The 17161-nt window shown below is 66.2% G+C and carries 16 protein-coding genes, 1 tRNA gene and 1 pseudogene; 8 read left to right on the top strand and 10 right to left on the bottom strand.

The genetic code is table 11. The features are described from left to right. Positions 1 to 170: 170 nt before the first annotated feature. Both WS95_RS32390 and WS95_RS32385 read right to left on the bottom strand, forming a co-directional pair. A tRNA-Ser gene (locus tag WS95_RS32390) sits at positions 171 to 264 on the bottom strand. Between the two features lie 110 nt (positions 265 to 374). Further along, positions 375 to 1628, bottom strand: a complete 1254-nt coding sequence (locus WS95_RS32385) for an aspartate kinase (RefSeq protein ID WP_011549493.1) — start codon at positions 1626 to 1628, stop codon at positions 375 to 377. Between WS95_RS32385 and WS95_RS36215 the strand changes: the two are divergent. Further along, a pseudogene (locus WS95_RS36215) lies at positions 1611 to 1848 on the top strand (hypothetical protein); the annotation flags it as partial. The gene WS95_RS32385 and the pseudogene WS95_RS36215 overlap by 18 nt on opposite strands. 122 nt (positions 1849 to 1970) lie before the next feature. Here the strand turns inward: WS95_RS36215 and tilS are convergent. From tilS to cysS, 4 genes are all read right to left on the bottom strand, one after another. Beyond that, complete coding sequence (tilS, locus tag WS95_RS32380) at positions 1971 to 3392, bottom strand: tRNA lysidine(34) synthetase TilS (protein ID WP_059828296.1); 1422 nt, start codon at positions 3390 to 3392, stop codon at positions 1971 to 1973. Positions 3393 to 3438: 46 nt separating this feature from the next. After that, complete coding sequence (locus WS95_RS32375; protein ID WP_034207712.1) at positions 3439 to 4410, bottom strand: acetyl-CoA carboxylase carboxyltransferase subunit alpha; 972 nt, start codon at positions 4408 to 4410, stop codon at positions 3439 to 3441. Positions 4411 to 4513: 103 nt separating this feature from the next. Continuing rightward, positions 4514 to 5341 (bottom strand): DNA-3-methyladenine glycosylase family protein, encoded by an 828-nt coding sequence (locus tag WS95_RS32370; protein WP_034207713.1) that lies wholly within the window; start codon positions 5339 to 5341, stop codon positions 4514 to 4516. A 43-nt stretch (positions 5342 to 5384) separates the two neighbouring features. Then, the gene (cysS, locus tag WS95_RS32365) at positions 5385 to 6782 is read right to left on the bottom strand and encodes a cysteine--tRNA ligase (RefSeq protein ID WP_034207714.1); all 1398 of its coding nucleotides are present in this window, start codon (positions 6780 to 6782) and stop codon (positions 5385 to 5387) included. 234 nt (positions 6783 to 7016) lie between these two features. Here cysS and WS95_RS32360 point away from each other — a divergent pair, with 234 nt between their 5' ends. From WS95_RS32360 to WS95_RS32345, 4 genes are all read left to right on the top strand, one after another. Then, positions 7017 to 7739, top strand: a complete 723-nt coding sequence (locus WS95_RS32360; protein ID WP_060259468.1) for a tetratricopeptide repeat protein — start codon at positions 7017 to 7019, stop codon at positions 7737 to 7739. Positions 7740 to 7779: 40 nt separating this feature from the next. Then, positions 7780 to 8355 carry a peptidylprolyl isomerase gene (locus WS95_RS32355; protein WP_034207716.1) on the top strand — a complete coding sequence of 192 codons (576 nt, stop codon included), beginning with the start codon at positions 7780 to 7782 and terminating at the stop codon, positions 8353 to 8355. Positions 8356 to 8443: 88 nt separating this feature from the next. Beyond that, positions 8444 to 8935: a peptidylprolyl isomerase gene (locus tag WS95_RS32350; RefSeq protein ID WP_006483987.1), complete on the top strand. Its 492-nt coding sequence runs from the start codon at positions 8444 to 8446 to the stop codon at positions 8933 to 8935. 26 nt (positions 8936 to 8961) lie between these two features. After that, the gene (locus WS95_RS32345) at positions 8962 to 9762 is read left to right on the top strand and encodes a UDP-2,3-diacylglucosamine diphosphatase (protein WP_059828294.1); all 801 of its coding nucleotides are present in this window, start codon (positions 8962 to 8964) and stop codon (positions 9760 to 9762) included. 48 nt (positions 9763 to 9810) lie between these two features. Here the strand turns inward: WS95_RS32345 and cysE are convergent, their stop codons facing one another. Next, the gene (gene cysE, locus WS95_RS32340; protein ID WP_034207718.1) at positions 9811 to 10584 is read right to left on the bottom strand and encodes a serine O-acetyltransferase; all 774 of its coding nucleotides are present in this window, start codon (positions 10582 to 10584) and stop codon (positions 9811 to 9813) included. Between the two features lie 306 nt (positions 10585 to 10890). Beyond that, positions 10891 to 11715: an RNA methyltransferase gene (locus WS95_RS32335; RefSeq protein ID WP_059782922.1), complete on the bottom strand. Its 825-nt coding sequence runs from the start codon at positions 11713 to 11715 to the stop codon at positions 10891 to 10893. Between the two features lie 281 nt (positions 11716 to 11996). Here WS95_RS32335 and WS95_RS32330 point away from each other — a divergent pair, with 281 nt between their 5' ends. Then, positions 11997 to 12800 (top strand): inositol monophosphatase family protein, encoded by an 804-nt coding sequence (locus tag WS95_RS32330; protein ID WP_059608913.1) that lies wholly within the window; start codon positions 11997 to 11999, stop codon positions 12798 to 12800. Positions 12801 to 13104: 304 nt separating this feature from the next. Further along, positions 13105 to 14727, top strand: coding sequence for an NAD(P)/FAD-dependent oxidoreductase (locus WS95_RS32325; protein WP_059782927.1), 1623 nt, complete (start codon positions 13105 to 13107; stop codon positions 14725 to 14727). 115 nt (positions 14728 to 14842) lie between these two features. Here the strand turns inward: WS95_RS32325 and WS95_RS32320 are convergent, their stop codons facing one another. Together WS95_RS32320 and WS95_RS32315 are read right to left on the bottom strand one after the other, a co-directional pair. Further along, positions 14843 to 15478 (bottom strand): methyltransferase family protein, encoded by a 636-nt coding sequence (locus tag WS95_RS32320; RefSeq protein ID WP_059828292.1) that lies wholly within the window; start codon positions 15476 to 15478, stop codon positions 14843 to 14845. A 442-nt stretch (positions 15479 to 15920) separates the two neighbouring features. Beyond that, a complete protein-coding gene (locus WS95_RS32315) occupies positions 15921 to 16247 on the bottom strand; it encodes an EthD family reductase (RefSeq protein ID WP_034207723.1) in 327 nt (108 codons plus the stop codon). Positions 16248 to 16632: 385 nt separating this feature from the next. Here WS95_RS32315 and WS95_RS32310 point away from each other — a divergent pair, with 385 nt between their 5' ends. Continuing rightward, complete coding sequence (locus WS95_RS32310) at positions 16633 to 17124, top strand: hypothetical protein (RefSeq protein ID WP_059782930.1); 492 nt, start codon at positions 16633 to 16635, stop codon at positions 17122 to 17124. Positions 17125 to 17161: the final 37 nt, after the last annotated feature.

Below are 17161 nucleotides of genomic sequence, written 5' to 3'. Positions count from 1 at the left end.
ACGCTCCACGCTTCCTCTCCACGCTCGGTCACCCTCACGCAGTTGCGCTTCGCTTCATTCGCCGTGATCAACTCATGGCGAGACTTTCACTCGCAGGAGTGCGCCCATGCTGGGCGCACAAAGAAAAAGCCCCGCAAGTCCGAGAACTTGCGGGGCTTTGTCACCGCTTTTGGCGGAGACGGAGGGATTCGAACCCTCGATCCAGGTTTTGGCCCAGATGCTCCCTTAGCAGGGGAGTGCCTTCGACCTCTCGGCCACGTCTCCCAAACTTTCGCTCGCACCAGGGAGGCAGTGCGACGAGAACGAGATAATAAAGGGTTTCGAACCGTACGTCAATTTCCGTGATGCATTTTCTTCAATGCATCACGAAAAATTCACGATGCCTGGTCGAGTTCGAATACCTTGTGCAGCGCGCGGACGGCCAGCTCCATGTATTTCTCGTCGATCAGCACCGAAATCTTGATTTCGGACGTCGAGATCATCTGGATGTTGATGCCCTCTTCCGACAGCGTGCGGAACATCTTGCTCGCGACGCCCACGTGCGAACGCATGCCGACGCCGACGACCGACACCTTCGACACCTTCGGGTCGCCCTGCACGCGCTCGGCGCTCACATGGCCCTGCACCTGGTTGGTGAGGATGTCCATTGCCTTCTGGTAGTCGCCGCGGCCGACCGTGAACGTGAAGTCGGTCTTGCCTTCGACGCTCTGGTTCTGAATGATCATGTCGACGTCGACGTTCGCATCGGCCACCGGGCCGAGGATCTGATATGCGATACCCGGCTTGTCGGGCACGCCCATCACCGCAATGCGTGCTTCGTCGCGCTGGAACGCGATGCCGGAAATGACTGCCTTTTCCATGGTCTCGTCTTCTTCAAAAGTAATCAGGGTGCCCGAGCGCATTTCTTCGTCGAGCGCAATCAGCGGATCGGTCAGGCTCGACAGCACACGCGTCTTCACCTGGTATTTGCCGGCGAATTCGACCGAGCGGATCTGCAGGACCTTCGAGCCGAGGCTCGCCATTTCCAGCATCTCCTCGAACGTGACGCGATCGAGGCGGCGCGCCTCTTCGACGACACGCGGATCGGTCGTGTAGACGCCGTCGACGTCGGTATAGATCAGGCACTCCTCGGCACCCAGCGCGGCCGCCACCGCCACCGCCGACGTGTCCGAGCCGCCACGGCCGAGCGTCGTGATGTGACCGTCCGGGTCGACGCCCTGGAAGCCCGTGATGATCACGACCTTGCCCGCGTTCAGATCGTCCTTCACGCGCTCGTCGTCGATCGAGTGAATGCGTGCTTTCGTGAATGCGCTGTCGGTCTTGATCGGCACTTGCCAGCCGGCATAGCTCACGGCCTCGACGCCGATTTCCTGCAGCGCGATCGACAGCAGGCCGACGCTGACCTGCTCGCCGGTCGACGCGATCATGTCGAGCTCACGCGGGCTCGGCTGGCTCGAAATCTCTTTCGCAAGACCGAGCAGACGGTTGGTTTCGCCGGACATCGCCGACGGCACGACCACCATCTGGTGCCCGGCCTGATGCCATTTTGCGACGCGTTTCGCGACGTTCTTGATGCGCTCGACCGAGCCCATCGAAGTGCCGCCGTATTTGTGTACGATGAGTGCCATTGTCGTTCTGAACTGGAGGAGAAACCGCACGGGCGCGCTGGGCAGGCCGCGGAGCCGTTCGGTCACGCGGCTTGTGGCTGTGGACGGACGACGAGGGGGACGGCTGGGACGCAACACGCAAGCGTGACGGATTTTGCCCGGAAGGCCGATCAGGCCGCGCAAACCGGGTACGTCACGCGGAAAACCTGCACAAAACGCTCAAAAATCGAGCCGAGCAAACGACCGAGCGTACCCGATAGAAGCCCGCTTGACAAGCCGCGCGCCGTGTCGACGGCCGTTCCGGCGCTGTTTACCGAATGGTGAAAAAGGGCCGGCCGTCGCGCCGCCGGCAACCCGCCGCCGCTAAGCGATCAGCAGGTCCGGGCGCCATTCGATCCGGCGCCATGCGGGGGCGCCGGGCGCCGCGTCCTCGGGCACGTCGATGTCGCGATTGACGCCCAGCCGCGGCACGTAGATCAGTCGGTCGCCCGCGAACAGCAGCGGCACGTCGCGCTGCCACGCCGGCACGCCACGCTCCTGGAACAGATTCTTCAGCGTCCGGCCCGGCCCGCCCGGCGACGTACGCATCCGTTCGCCGCCGGCCCGGGTGCGCACCGCCAGTCGCGCGCCGCGCAGCAGTGCCTCCGGCACCGCGTCCGCGCTGCCCGCGTCGGCCGGCGCGAACACGAACGTGCCGCGCCATCCCGGCAGGCGCCACACTTCCTGTCCGTCCCAGGCGAGCGCCGCCTCCGGTTGCGGCGTCCCCGTACCGTCGTCGGCCGGTTCGCTGCTGTCGCCCGCTTCCCAGTAGACGACATCGCGATAGAGCCGCAGGCACTGCCCCGCATGATCGACGCGCAGCGCATGCGCGTCGCGCGCCGCGCGCAGTTGCCGCATCATGTTGGCCAGCCGGGCAGCCGACGCGCCCGGCAAACCGAGCCGACGCATCCAGAAGCGCAGCAGGTTCGCGCCTCGCGTGTCGTCGAACGCGACCAGCGCATCGCGCGACAGCGCCTGACCGTCGTCGCGCGCGGCGACGGCGAAATCCAGCTCGGCCAGATCGTCGAGCAGCCGCTGAGCGGCCGCCGCATGCTGGGCCGCGCGACCGAGCGCGTCGCGAAAGCCCGGGAAATGCACGGCCAGCGCCGGCAGCACGTCGATGCGCAGCGCATTGCGCGCATAGCGCGTATCGCCGTTCGATTCGTCGTCGATCCACGCGAGCGCGTGCTGCTCCGCATAGCGCTCGAGTTGTGCGCGCAACAGTCGCAGCAATGGACGCACACGCTCGATGCGCGTGCCGTCGGGGCGATAACGCGGCGCCATCGCGGCAAGCCCCGCGATTCCCGCCCCGCGCAACAGTTGCAGCAGCACCGTTTCCGCCTGGTCGTCCGCATGTTGCGCGAGCCACAACGCCGCCACGCCGTGGCGCTCGCCCATCTCGTCGAGCGCCGCGTAGCGACGCTCGCGCGCGGTCGCCTCGAGACCGAGCCCGCTGTCGCGCGGCACGTCGACGCGCATCGATTCGAATGCGACACCGAGCTGCGCCGCTTGCGCTTCGGCATGCGCGCCCCATGCATCGGCGTTCGCGCTCAGGCCGTGATGCACGTGCAGCGCGACACAGCGCGATGCGCCCGCGACGCGCACGGCCGCATCGAGCAGCACCGTCGAATCCAGGCCGCCGCTGTAGGCGATCGCGATGCGCGCATCCGGCGGCAGGCCGGAAAGCGCAACGCCGACCGCGTCGAATACGACACGGTCGGCGGAAAATTCGTTGGGCGGGATCACGAGCGGGACGCGCGCGCAGCGGCGCGCGAATCGAATACGCAGCCGGTCATGCGCCGGGCGTGGTTTCCTTGAACTTGCCGTAGGCCATCAGGCGCTCGAAGCGGCGCTCGCGCAGCGCATCGATGCTCATGCCCTGGAACTGGCGCAGCGAATCGGCCAGCGCACGGCGCAGCAGCGCGGCCATGCCCTTCGGATCGCGATGCGCGCCGCCGAGCGGCTCGTTGACGATCTTGTCGATCAGGCCGAGCGCCTTCAGGCGGTGCGCGGTCAGGCCCAGCGCTTCCGCCGCTTCCGGCGCCTTCGCGGCGCTCTTCCACAGGATGGACGCGCAGCCTTCCGGCGAGATCACCGAGTAGGTCGAGAACTGCAGCATCATCACGGTATCGGCCACCGCGATCGCGAGCGCGCCGCCCGAGCCGCCCTCGCCGATCACCGTCGTGATGATCGGCGTCTTCAGCTCGGCCATCACGTACAAGTTGCGGCCGATCGCCTCCGACTGGCCGCGCTCTTCCGCGCCGATGCCCGGGTACGCGCCCGGCGTGTCGACGAACGTGAAGATCGGCAGCCCGAACTTCTCGGCCAGACGCATCAGGCGTTCGGCCTTGCGATAGCCTTCCGGGCGCGGCATCCCGAAGTTGCGCGCGGCGCGCTCCTTCGTGTCGCGGCCCTTCTGGTGACCGATCACCATGCACGGATGACCGCCGAAGCGTGCGAGACCGCCGACGATCGACAGGTCGTCCGCGAACGCGCGGTCGCCATGCAGCTCGTGAAAATCGGTAAACAGCTCCGCGACGTAATCGAGCGTGTACGGACGCTGCGGATGCCGCGCGATCTGCGAAACCTGCCACGGCGACAGGTTCGCGTAGAGGTCTTTCGTCAGTTGCTGGCTTTTCTTCGACAGCCGCTCGATTTCTTCCGAAATATCGACAGCCGAGTCGTCCTGCACGAATCGCAGCTCTTCGATCTTGGCCTCGAGTTCGGCGATCGGCTGTTCGAAATCCAGAAACGTGGTCTTCATGTGTTCGAATCCTTGGGTCTTGCGGCAGCGCGTATTCTACCCGCGCGGGCGACGCTCAAAACCGGCTCTCAACTATTGATGTTTAAAACCCGATAGCCGGCGCTCAGGCGTCGGCGTCGGGCGCATCGAGGCTGCGCCACATGTACCAGGTCGCGACGGTGCGCCACGGTTCCCAGTTGGCCGCGACCTCGCGCGCCTCGCTGCGCGTGACGGGTTCCCCGCTGAAGTAATTGACGCTGATCGCACGGATCAGGCCCGGGTCGTCGAGCGGCAGCACGTCCGGCCGCGACAGGTTGAAGATCAGGAACATCTCGGCGGTCCAGCGGCTGATGCCGCGGATCTGCGTGAGTTCCGCGATCACGTCCTCATCGTCCATCGACGTCCATTTGTCGACGTGCAGCGCCCCCGACACGAAATGCTGCGCGAGATCGAGGATGTATTCCGTCTTGCGCTTCGACAGCCCGCATGCGATCAGCTTGTCTGCGCCGAGCCGGATCACCGGTTGCGGCGCGAGTTTCGGACAGGCGTCCTCGATGCGCGCCCACAGCGACTGGGCGGACGGCACCGAAATCTGCTGGCCGACGACCGAGCGCGCGAGCGTGACGAACGGGTCGCCGCGCTTCACGAGATGCGCGGGGCCGAACTTCGGAATCAGCTTCTTCAGGATCCGGTCGCGCTTGACGAGGTCCGCGCACGCCTTGTCCCAATAGGCAGGACGCACGACGACCTCCTCGCCGTCCGCTTCGGACACACGTGTCTTGCGGGCCGTGTCGGCGGCCGGCGGCGCGGCCGCGGGCTGCGCATGACCGTTCAGCGCGCCGTTCGGCACGGCGCGCGTCGCGTCCGCCTTCGTCGCCGGTACGCGCTTGGCTGCCGGACGCGCGGCGACCGGGGTCGCGCGCCTCACCGGCGCTTTTCTGGCCGTTGCCATCTTGCCTCCTACCTGACGGATCGGTCAGTGGAACGCACCGCGCTCATACGCGACGCCATTCGGTCGATCCGCCCGGTTTGTCTTCAAGTGCGATGCCGGCGTCGAGCAATTCCGCCCGGATCCGGTCCGCTTCGGCATAGTCCTTCGCTTGCTTCGCCGCGACGCGCGCGGCGATCTTCGCTTCGATCTCGTCGGCAGCGAGCCCGCCCGCCTGCGCGGCGCCCGACGCCTGCTGCAGGAACGCGCGCGGTTCGCGGCCCAGCAGGCCGAGCAGGCCCGCCAGCTGTTTCAGTTGCCGCGCGAGCGACGCATCGCGCGTGCGGTTGACTTCGCCCGCCAGCTCGAACAGCGTCGCCACCGCGACCGGCGTGTTGAAATCGTCGTTCATCGCGGCCGCGAAACGCTGCGCGTGCGGCTCGTTCCAGTCGAGCGCGAGCGTATCGGCGTCGACGTCCTTCAGCGCGGTGTACAGACGCGTGAGCGACGCGCGCGCATCGTCGAGGTGCACGTCGCTGTAATTGAGCGGCGAACGGTAGTGCGTACGCACGATGAAGAAGCGCACGACTTCCGCGTCGTAACGCTCGAGCACTTCGCGGATCGTGAAGAAGTTGCCGAGCGATTTCGACATCTTCTCGTTGTCGACCTGCACGAAGCCGTTGTGCATCCAGTAGTTGACGAACGTCTCGCCGGTCGCGCCCTCGCTCTGCGCGATCTCGTTCTCGTGGTGCGGGAATTGCAGATCCTGCCCGCCGCCGTGGATGTCGAAGTGATTGCCGAGCAGCGTGCAGCCCATCGCCGAGCACTCGATGTGCCAGCCCGGGCGCCCCATCCCGTACTTCGACGCCCACGACGCGCCTTCCGGATCTTCCGGCTTCGCGCGCTTCCACAGCACGAAGTCGAGCGGATCTTCCTTCGCGTCGTTCGCGGCGACGCGCTCGCCCGCGCGCAGATCGTCGAGCGACTTGCCCGACAGCTTCCCGTAGTTCGTGAACTTGCGCACCGAGTAATTGACGTCGCCGTCGGTCGCCTGGTACGCGTAGCCGTTCGTCTCGAGCGTCTCGATCATGCCGAGCATCTGCGGGATGAACTGCGTCGCGCGCGGCTCGATGTCGGGCCGCTGGATGCCGAGCGCGGCTTCGTCCTCGTGCATCGCGCCGATGAAGCGGTCGGTCAGCGACTTGATCGTCTCGCCGTTCTCGACCGCGCGGCGGATGATCTTGTCGTCGATGTCGGTGATGTTGCGCACATACGTGACCCGATAGCCGATCGCACGCAACCAGCGCTGGACGAGGTCGAACACGACCAGCATGCGCGCGTGGCCCACGTGACAATAGTCGTAGACGGTGATCCCGCATACGTACATCCGCACTTCGCCGGACTGGCGCGGCACGAAAACTTGCTTGTCACGCGCGAGCGTGTTGTAGATGCGCAGTGATTCCATAGAGATGAACCGTGAGCCGAAGGAAACCGCCCTGGCGAAGCTCGCCCAGCATGTGAAACGGACGGACCATCTGCCGCGGCGCCAGGCCGCGCGTCCTCGATATCACATGGGGCGGTCAGGCTGCAAGCACAGCGGTGACGGCCACGAGAGGCTGAGAAAGACTGTCTGACGCTCGCCGGAACGCGCAGACGTTTTGTTAGAATGGCTCGGAGTATAACATTCCGATTTACGCCTATGAAACCTCATCGCGGCCGCGCGCCGAGCGCTGCGACCCTCGTTGCGACCACCGTCATGGGCGTCGCGCTGACGCTTTTCGCGGCTCCCGCGGCGCATGCGCAAAAGGCCCCGGCGGTCGCCGACGGCACCCCCGAAATCGACGCGTCGATCGCCGGCAAGCAGTGGAAGCAGGCGCTCGCGCAGCTCGACGCACGCATCGCGTCGAACCCGCACGACGTGCAGGCGCAGTTCAAGCGCGGCACCGTGCTGGCCCGCCTGAACCGCGACGACGACGCGATCCAGCAGTTCGTCGCGATCACGCAGGCGTACCCCGAACTGCCCGAGCCGTACAACAATCTCGCGGCGCTCTACGCGAAGCACGGCCGCTACGACGAAGCGCGCACCGCGCTCGTCACCGCGACGCAATCGAACCCGAGCTACTCGCTCGCGTACGAGAACCTCGGCGATCTGTACCTGCGGCTCGCGGCCGAATCGTACAAGCGCGCGCAATCGCTCGGCCGCACGAGCGGCGCGACCGCGCAACGCCTCGCCGATCTCCAGAAGATCGTGTCGCCGTCGAAAGCCGCGCCGAACGCCCGCGCGACGACGCCGACCACGCGCGACTACACCGATCGCGCCGCCGCGAACGTGAGCACCACCACGCTGCCGATGTCGCCGACGTTCCAGTTCAGCGGTCCGTCGGGCGCACTGGCGGCGCCGTACGTCGCGCCGTCGAAATAAGCGGCGCGGCCTTCCTTCCCCTCCCAACCTGAGGATCGCAATGAAACGTCTGTTGCTGGCGCTTGGCGGCGCCGCCCTTCTCGCGACCGCACCCGCGTTCGCGCAAACGGCCACCGCGCACCCCGTCGTGCAGCTGAAGACCTCGCAGGGCGACATCCGCGTCGAGCTCTATCCGGAGAAGGCGCCGAAATCCGTCGCCAACTTCCTCGATTACGTGAAGTCCGGCCAGTACAACGGCACGATCTTCCATCGCGTGATCAAGGGCTTCATGATCCAGGGCGGCGGCTACAAGACCAACTTCGAGGAGAAGCCGACCCGCGCGCCGATCCCGCTGGAGAGCCGCAATGGTCTGAAGAACCTGACGGGCACGATCGCGATGGCGCGCACCAGCGACCCGAACTCGGCCACCGCGCAGTTCTTCATCAATACGGTCGACAACGGCGGCCTCGACTACCCGAACCCGGACGGCAACGGCTATGCGGTGTTCGGCAAGGTCGTGTCGGGTCTCGACGTCGTGAAGAAGATCGAAGGCGTGGCGACGACCTCGCGCGGCCCGATGCAGGACGTGCCGGCCCAGCCGGTCGTGATCGAATCGGCGAGCATCGTCTCGAAGTAAGCACCTGCCGGCACGTCCGGCGCCTCACGCGGCCGCGTCGCACGACCGGCCGCGTGCCATTTAAACCGCCTCACCGAAGGAATTCATCATGGTTGAACTGCATACGAACCACGGCGTGATCAAGCTCGAACTCGACGCCGCGAAGGCACCGAAGACGGTCGAGAACTTCCTGAACTACGTGAAGAAGGGCCATTACGACGGCACCGTGTTCCATCGCGTGATCAACGGCTTCATGATCCAGGGCGGCGGCTTCGAGCCGGGCCTGAAGCAGAAGCCGACCGACGCGCCGATCGACAACGAAGCGAACAACGGCCTGAAGAACGACAACTACACGATCGCGATGGCGCGCACGAACGATCCGCATTCGGCGACCGCCCAGTTCTTCATCAACGTGAACGACAACGACTTCCTGAACCACTCGTCGCCGACGCCGCAGGGCTGGGGCTACGCTGTGTTCGGCAAGGTCGTCGAAGGCCAGGACGTGGTCGACAAGATCAAGGGCGTCAAGACGGGCAACGCCGGCTTCCATCAGGACGTGCCGACCGACGACGTCGTGATCGAAAAGGCCGTGGTGGTCTGACGCGCAGTCGTTACGGAGGCACTTCGATGTTGCAGGAGAGTCCGCCGCGAAGCGTCTCCGCGGGCGTGCCGGGCGAGCGCGAATACGCGCAAGCCGCACGCCCGTTCCTGTTTCTCTCCGATCTGCACTTGAGCGAAGCGATTCCGAAGACGGTCGCCGCGTTCGAGCATTTCGTGAGATACACCGCCGACAGCGCCGATTCGGTGTTCATCCTCGGCGACCTGTTCGAATACTGGATCGGCGACGACATCCTCGACGACGATCCGTTCGCCGCGCGCATGGCCGCGCTGATGCACACGTTCTCGGAACGCGGCATCGCGCTCTACGTGATGCACGGCAACCGCGATTTCCTGCTCGGCCGGCGCTTCATGAAGGCGGCCGGCGCGATGCTGCTGCCCGACCCTTCGCTGATCGTCGCGTTCGGCCAGCGCATCGTGCTCGCGCACGGCGACGCGCAATGCACAGCTGACCGCGGCTACCAGATGTTCCGTCGCTTCGCGCGCAACCGCGTCGCGCAATGGCTGTTTCTCGCGTGGCCGTTCCGCTGGCGCCGCGCGCTCGCGCAGCGGATGCGCTCGACCAGCGAAGCGGGCCGCATGCGCCCTGCTTCGGCCCTCTACGACGTCACGCGGGAAGGCGTGGCCGCGCTGTTCCGGAAAAGCCGCGCGAGCGTGATCATTCACGGCCACACGCACCGCCCCGCGCGCCACGCGGAACCGGGCGGAATCCGCTGGGTGCTGCCCGACTGGGATCTCGATCACGGCACGCCGCGCGGCGGCTACCTGTGCGTCGATGCGGAAGGCATCCACGCGATGCCGCTCGACTGACGCCGCCGCGGCCGCGCCGACAGCCGCCGTCGGCGCCCTTCCCGTTCGTTACATCTGGCGTTCGACCGTCCTGCCTTCCAGCACCGCGGACAGCCTGCGCAGGTCGAGGCCCGCCGCGTCGGCGCCCTGCAGCGTTTCCAGATGCGTGCCGAGCCGCTCGAGCGCCGCGACGATCTCGTCGACGCGGCGGCTTTCCTTCGCCGCGTGATCGATCAGCCCGTGAATCGCGAGCGACATCGGATCGTCGGCGTTCGGCGTGATCCCGTATGCGCAAAATGCCGCGCGTTCGGGTTGCGGCTTCGGCTGCGCCGGCATCACGATGCGCGCCGGATTGCCGACCGCCGTACCGCCCGCCGGCACCGGCTTGACGACCACCGCGTTCGAGCCGATCTTCGCGCCCGCGCCGACCGTGAACCCGCCGAGCACCTTCGCGCCCGCACCGACGATCACGCCGGCCTCGAGCGTCGGATGGCGTTTCGCGCCGCGCGTGAGCGACGTGCCGCCCAGCGTCACGCCCTGATAGATCGTGCAGTCGTCGCCGACGATCGCCGTCTCGCCGATCACGACGCCCATGCCGTGATCGATGAACACGCGCCGGCCGATCGTCGCGCCGGGGTGGATCTCGATCCCGGTCAGGAATCGACCGGCCTGCGACGCGAATCGCGCGAGCCAGTAGCGTTTCGCGCGCCAGCATGCATGCGCGAAACGGTGCAGCACGAGCGCATGCAGCCCCGGATAACAGGTCAGCACTTCCCACGCACTGCGAGCGGCGGGATCCCGCTCGCGAATCGTTGCAATGTCTTCGCGCAGTCTCGTGAACATGATGTGATCAGGGAAAAGGCCGGCGCGCATCGCCGGCAATGCCGGCCGTTATCGCGCCGGGTCATTTGCTTATGACGTCCGGCGATTGTAGGGCCAGTCGCGGCGGGCCGCACGCGGCCGCGCGTTCACCCCGCGGCCGGCACGGGTATTCGGCCGGTACGCGTGCTGCGGCGGGGTTTCCGCGGAGGGTCGATCGGGAGAAACAGCGGGTTCGGCGTGGCCGGTCGGTCGCTGCATGGCCTGTCCGGCCACACGCCGCCTTCATCGGCGAACTCCCCCGCGCCTGACAATCGGAGCGCGGGCCCCTTACGCGTCGCCGCCCGGCTTGCCCGATTTCAGCAGGATGTGCTTCGCGACACCGCGCAGGATGTTGACCTCCTCGCGCTCGAGGCCCGTGCGCGCGAACAGGCGCCGCAGCCGCGGCATCAGCTTCTTCGGGTTGCGCGGATCGAGGAAGTCGAGCGCGATCAGTGCGTTCTCGAGGTGCACGTACATCCGCTCGATTTCGTCGCTCTGCGCGAGCGTGCCGGCTTCGGCCTGCGGCTGCGCCGACGGCTCGCTCGCCTGCTCGAGAAACGCGACGCGCAACTCGTACGCGAGCACCTGCACGGCCTGCGCGAGATTCAGCGAACTGTAGGCCGGGTTGGCCGGAATGTGCGCGAGCGCGCTGCACTGCTCGACATGCTCGTTCGCAAGGCCGGTGCGCTCGTTGCCGAACACGAGCGCGATGTCGCCCGCGCCGACCTGCGCACTCGCCTGCGCGGCGGCCGCGCGCGGCGCAAGGCGCGGCGGTCCGTATTCGCGCGTGCGCGCAGTCAGCGCGATCGACCAGTGAACGCCGGACAGCGCTTCACCGAGCGTCGGCACGACGTGCGCGGACGCCAGGACGTCGTCCGCGCCGCTGGCCATCGCGATCGCCTCGGGGTCGCGCTGCACGTGCGGCACGCGCGGCGCGACCAGCACGAGGCGCGAGAAGCCCATCGTCTTCAGCGCGCGGGCGGCCGCCCCGACGTTGCCGGGATGGCTCGGCTCGACGAGCACGAAACGGGTGGACGTGAAGCCGCCGGTCGGCGGCGAGGACGAGGCCGCGCCCGATTCGGACGGCGCGGCGGGGTTCTGCGAGGTTTCCACTACGATACGACTCGGTTCATCAGAATGGCCGTATGGTATCGCCATCGCTCCCGCAAACCCACTCGTCCGGACGGCCAGTGGGGGTTTCCCCGCATGCCGGTCGCCTGAAAGCGCCGAAAATCGGGTAAAATCATGCTTTTACGCGTTGCGTTGCGCGCAGCGCGGGTCGTACCCCGCTCTTTGTCAATTCGCGTCTCACCTCGCCCCGGCACGCTTGCGCCGTGCCGGGCGGTTGTCCCACTTCGTGGCGGCCCGTGCCGCCGGCTACAGGATCCAGGCTCATGCATCCCATGCTCAATATTGCTGTCAAGGCTGCGCGCCGCGCCGGACAGATCATCAATCGCGCGTCCCTCGATCTCGACCTGATCGAGATCCGCAAGAAGCAACAGAACGACTTCGTCACCGAAGTGGACAAGGCCGCCGAAGACGCGATCATCGAGACGCTGAAGACCGCCTACCCCGACCACGCGATCCTCGCGGAGGAATCGGGCGAATCGGAGAACGAATCCGAATTCAAGTGGATCATCGATCCGCTCGACGGCACGACCAACTTCATCCACGGCTTCCCGTACTACTGCGTATCGATCGCGCTCGAGCACAAGGGCGTCGTCACGCAGGCCGTCGTCTACGATCCGAACAAGAACGACCTGTTCACGGCCACCCGCGGCCGCGGCGCGTACCTGAACGACCGCCGCATCCGCGTCGGCCGCCGCGACCGCCTGTCGGACGCGCTGGTCGGCACGGGCTTCCCGTTCCGCGAGAAGGACGGCCTCGACGCCTACGCGCGCCTCTTCACCGAGATGACGCAGGCCTGCACGGGCCTGCGCCGCCCGGGCGCGGCGGCGCTCGACCTCGCGAACGTCGCGGCCGGCCGCCTCGACGCGTTCTTCGAGCAAGGCATCAACGTGTGGGACATGGCGGCAGGCAGCCTGCTGATCACCGAGGCCGGCGGCCTCGTCGGCAACTACACGGGCGACGCCGATTTCCTGCATCGCCACGAGATCGTCGCCGCGAACCCGAAGATCTACGCGCAGATGATCCCGATCCTGAACCGCTACAGCCGCGTGCATCCGGCAGCGGAATGAGCCCGGGCCGCGCCCGCGTGGCGCGGCTTTCGCGCAAACCGCTCGCGCGGCATCGTCACGATGGCGCGCCGATCGCCCCAAGTGCGGGACAATCTTCCGTGCACACGGGTCGCTTCGTGCGCCTATCCTGAAGTTGCTCGCGTTGCCCGTGCGGGTCGGCGTACCGCCGCTCGCACCGCTCGTCCGGCAACGACAGCGCATGGTTTGCGTCCGGCATGCCCGCACGGCGAACAACGCCGCCGGCGTGCCGGCCCCGCCTGTATCAACACCGCCACGGCGCCGTGGCAATCGCATCCGAGTCCCCATGTTACGGCTAAGCGAAATCAAACTCCCTCTCGACCACCCCGACAGCGCGCTCGAGGCCGCGATTCGCGCGCGCCTCGCGGAGCTCGGCGTGGCGGCAGACGGACTGCTCCGTTACACCGTGTTCCGCCGCGCGCACGACGCACGCAAGCGCGCCGACATCAAGCTCACGTACATAGTCGACGTCGAAGTCGCCGACGAGGCGGCCGCGCTCGAGCGCATCGCCGGCAAGCCGCATTGCGGCGTGACGCCCGACATGACGTATCACTTCGTCACGAAGGCGCCCGAGCACGCCGATTTCCTGCGCCCGGTCGTCATCGGCATGGGGCCGTGCGGGCTGTTCGCGGGGCTGATCCTCGCGCAGATGGGCTTCCGTCCCATCATTCTCGAACGCGGCAAGGCCGTGCGCGAGCGCACCAAGGACACCTTCGGCCTGTGGCGCAAGAGCGTGCTCAACCCCGAATCCAACGTGCAGTTCGGCGAAGGCGGCGCGGGGACGTTCTCCGACGGCAAGCTGTACAGCCAGATCAAGGATCCGAACCACTATGGCCGCAAGGTGCTGGACGAATTCGTCAAGGCCGGCGCACCCGAGGACATCCTGTATCTGAGCCGGCCGCACATCGGCACGTTCCGACTCGTCAGCATGGTGGAAAAAATGCGCGCGTCGATCCACGAACTCGGCGGCGAAGTGCGTTTCGAAACCCGCGTCGACGACATCGACATCGACCAGGGCAAGGTGCGCGCGCTCAAGCTGTCGAACGGGGAAACGCTGCGGTGCGACCGCGTGGTGCTGGCCGTGGGCCACAGCGCGCGCGACACGTTCCAGATGCTGCACGACCGCGGCGTCTACATCGAAGCCAAGCCGTTCTCGCTCGGTTTTCGCATCGAACATCCGCAGGGGCTGATCGATCGCAGCCGCTTCGGCAAGTTCGCGGGCCACAAGCAGCTCGGCGCGGCCGACTACAAGGTGGTCCACCACGCAAGCAACGGGCGCGCCGTCTACAGCTTCTGCATGTGCCCGGGCGGCACGGTGGTCGCCGCGACCTCGGAGCCCGGCCGCGTGGTCACCAACGGGATGAGCCAGTATTCCCGCGCCGAGCGCAATGCGAATGCGGGCATCGTCGTCGGCATCACGCCGGACGACTATCCGGGCGGTCCGCTCGCCGGCATCGCGTTCCAGCGCAAATGGGAAGAACGCGCATTCGAACTCGGCGGCGGCGATTACCGCGCGCCGGGCCAATTGGTCGGCGATTTCATCGCGGGCCGGCCGTCGACGTCGCTGGGCACCGTGGAACCGTCGTACAAGCCCGGCGTGAATCCGACCGATCTCAGCACCGCGCTGCCGGACTACGCGATCGAAGCGATCCGCGAAGCGCTGCCCGAGATCGACAAGAAGATCGCCGGCTTCGCGATGCACGATGCCGTGCTCACCGGCGTGGAAACGCGCACGTCGTCGCCGATCCGGATTCGGCGCAAGGACGACTACCAGAGCTTGAACGTCGAAGGCCTGTATCCGGCCGGCGAAGGCGCCGGCTATGCGGGCGGCATCTATTCGGCAGCGATCGACGGGATCGAGGTCGCGCAGGCAGTGGCGCTCAGCCTGACGTCGGCGCACGCGTCCTGATCTGCGATACGGGGCCGGCGCGCGAAGGTCCGTGACCCGAGCGCGCCGGCTTTCGCGTGTCCGCCGCGCCCATGCGCGATCGGCGCCCGGCCGTCGTGCGCTTTCGGTGTTCCCGTCAAAACACGCCCGGAATCAACCGGTACCGCACCTTCGTCTTGTACGCACGATAATCGGCGTCTTCCGACAACACCCGCTCCTCCATGACGATTCGCGCGATCTGCAGCAGCATCCAGATGCCGATCGTGAGCAGGTTTCGGGTACTGAAATTCGCAAGCAGGAAGCCGATTTCGGACAACAGGTAACCGGCATAGATCGGATGACGCATGAACCGGTACGCCCCGGTCGAAACGACCCCGCGATTCGCCGGCAGCAGACCGAACGAGCGCCCCAGCGACAGCTTCGCGAACAGTTGCCACGCAATCCCGGAAATTTGCCAGACGCCGCCTGCCCATTCCGGAATCAGTTGCGTACTGGCGTTCAGCTGATAGGCAAGGCAGTAGAACGAACCGCCCAGCGCCACGATCACCGCGACGGGATGCCAGTCGCGCCGCTTCGGCAGTTTCGCGAAAGCCGACATTCCGACCGTCAGTCCCGCGGAAACCAGCAGCAGGATCAGCGTGATCCGGCTCGGGTTCAATCGCCACTGCATATAAATCAGATAAGCGAATGCGCCCAGCACGGTCACCGAAGACACGCGAGCGCCAAGCTCGATCGGATCGATCCGCTCCGACTTGCACGCGACCGCGGTCATGGGCGACACCGGCGTACTTTGCGCGCACGCTCCCCCGACATCCTGTACGGCCTGCTTCATGTTCGTGCCCCGTTAATCTATTGTATTTTTATACATCGACGTTTCAGCGTAGCACGCCGATCTCGTCGACACGGGCCCAAGTTTCAGTTTTGCGACGCGAATCGGTGTAAGTCCCGAGCGTATCGGCCAGCAGAAAGACGGATGGGCCGGATGACGCAGTTTGCCAAACGTTTCGCAGGTCATGGCGTTTCCGGACGGATCCGATTCTCCCCGCTCGCCCGCAATACGCCGGCTTGCATCCCCGACGAAATGAGGGCCGGTCAAGGCGACGTACCGGTGGCCATGACGGAAACCGGACATCGGCACCGCGGGGCGAGGCGCGGCGTGGCCAGGCCGCGTACGTCGCGCGCGCATGCAATGCCTGACGATATCGGAACCTGGATCAGGTTTCCGAACGCTCCACGACCACCTCGCTGATCTGCAGCACGGGGCGTATATCCGTGTAATTGGCAATGTCGGCCATGATCTCCTGCGCATGCGGATCGCGGGCCGCCTGGAAAGCTTCGAAGGAAGTACAGACGAAGTCGCACTTGGCCACGTACACGGGATCCATGCCTGGAGCGCCACCGGCGATTCCCTTGTCCACCGTGTAGTACAGGCATGCGGCGCCGAGGCGCTGTTTCACCATCGGCATATGCCGCTCGCGATAGTAAGCATGATCGAATCGCGCGCCTGCGGCGTACGGGTACATGACACTGACTTTGATCATCGGGTTCTCCTGTTGCTCCAAGGTAATCGACGCGGCGGCGCCCGCGAGACGAAATCGAGTCGCCGATACGGGGCGTTGGGGAAAGTCTTTCGGAATCGGCGCACGCATTGGTCTGATTGTAGGCACCGGTGAACCCATCTTGCCAGTTTGGTGGCGCGGGGTATCCAGCGATGCGGGAGCGGTCCGGCGACGTCGGACGCTTTGCTTTGTGGGCTGGCAGTCGAGTGGGCACGTCTCTCACATGGCAGCCGATCGCCATCGCCGACAACCGACCGAATGGCGAACTGCGAGCGGTCCCGTTTGGACCGCTGGTAAACTCGTGCGGTCGAAAGCAACTTTCCCGGTCATATGAGCGCTCGGCTCTGACCTATCCGCCCCCACTATCATGCTTACCGCCTTCGAACTCGCTGGTTTTATTGCGGCTCATGCCGTCTGGTGTGTCTCCGACGCAGATGGCCTTACCCCCATCGCGGCATTTCAGACCGACGACGGTCAACGGAAAATCGAGCGGCTGGTGTTCGACGATGCAGCCGAGGCAGTCGCGCAAGGTCGAAAGCGTCTCGACTGCGATCCGTCCAACGCAAGCGACGGCGTACTGGCGTACGACGGCCGGCTCGCGACTCCCGATGGCAAAAAGCTCGATGCGATCGTTCTGGAAGCGCGGTCCTACGCTTTCCCGTCGGCAAGGGCGGCCATTGCGGTCGCATACACGCCGAAGAGCACCGGCGACTTCCGCGTACACAAACCCAAACTCGTCTTGTGGGACAAGTGTGACGACTTCGATATGCGCGCCGCCATCGAGTCGTTCTTCAAAGGCGTTGCCTCGCACGAGCGGGGCGCGAAGGTCTGGAACGACGCGCTGGACGAGAGCAAGTAGGCATCGCCCGCTGCCGCTCGCCATCGCTTGCACCTGG

The organism is Burkholderia sp. MSMB1826 (assembly GCF_001526325.1).
Lineage (GTDB): Bacteria > Pseudomonadota > Gammaproteobacteria > Burkholderiales > Burkholderiaceae > Burkholderia.
This window is presented reverse-complemented; position numbering and strand designations above follow the sequence as displayed.

Coding starts and splice junctions, on each gene's coding strand:
- WS95_RS32350 (WP_006483987.1), top strand. CDS start 8,444: ATGGTTGAACTGCATACGAACCACGGCGTGATCAAGCTCGAACTCGAC.
- WS95_RS32385 (WP_011549493.1), bottom strand. CDS start 1,628: ATGGCACTCATCGTACACAAATACGGCGGCACTTCGATGGGCTCGGTC.
- WS95_RS32345 (WP_059828294.1), top strand. CDS start 8,962: ATGTTGCAGGAGAGTCCGCCGCGAAGCGTCTCCGCGGGCGTGCCGGGC.
- WS95_RS32370 (WP_034207713.1), bottom strand. CDS start 5,341: ATGGCAACGGCCAGAAAAGCGCCGGTGAGGCGCGCGACCCCGGTCGCC.
- cysE (WP_034207718.1), bottom strand. CDS start 10,584: ATGTTCACGAGACTGCGCGAAGACATTGCAACGATTCGCGAGCGGGAT.
- WS95_RS32330 (WP_059608913.1), top strand. CDS start 11,997: ATGCATCCCATGCTCAATATTGCTGTCAAGGCTGCGCGCCGCGCCGGA.
- WS95_RS32320 (WP_059828292.1), bottom strand. CDS start 15,478: ATGACCGCGGTCGCGTGCAAGTCGGAGCGGATCGATCCGATCGAGCTT.
- WS95_RS32315 (WP_034207723.1), bottom strand. CDS start 16,247: ATGATCAAAGTCAGTGTCATGTACCCGTACGCCGCAGGCGCGCGATTC.
- WS95_RS32375 (WP_034207712.1), bottom strand. CDS start 4,410: ATGAAGACCACGTTTCTGGATTTCGAACAGCCGATCGCCGAACTCGAG.
- WS95_RS32360 (WP_060259468.1), top strand. CDS start 7,017: ATGAAACCTCATCGCGGCCGCGCGCCGAGCGCTGCGACCCTCGTTGCG.
- WS95_RS32325 (WP_059782927.1), top strand. CDS start 13,105: ATGTTACGGCTAAGCGAAATCAAACTCCCTCTCGACCACCCCGACAGC.
- cysS (WP_034207714.1), bottom strand. CDS start 6,782: ATGGAATCACTGCGCATCTACAACACGCTCGCGCGTGACAAGCAAGTT.
- WS95_RS32355 (WP_034207716.1), top strand. CDS start 7,780: ATGAAACGTCTGTTGCTGGCGCTTGGCGGCGCCGCCCTTCTCGCGACC.
- WS95_RS32310 (WP_059782930.1), top strand. CDS start 16,633: ATGCTTACCGCCTTCGAACTCGCTGGTTTTATTGCGGCTCATGCCGTC.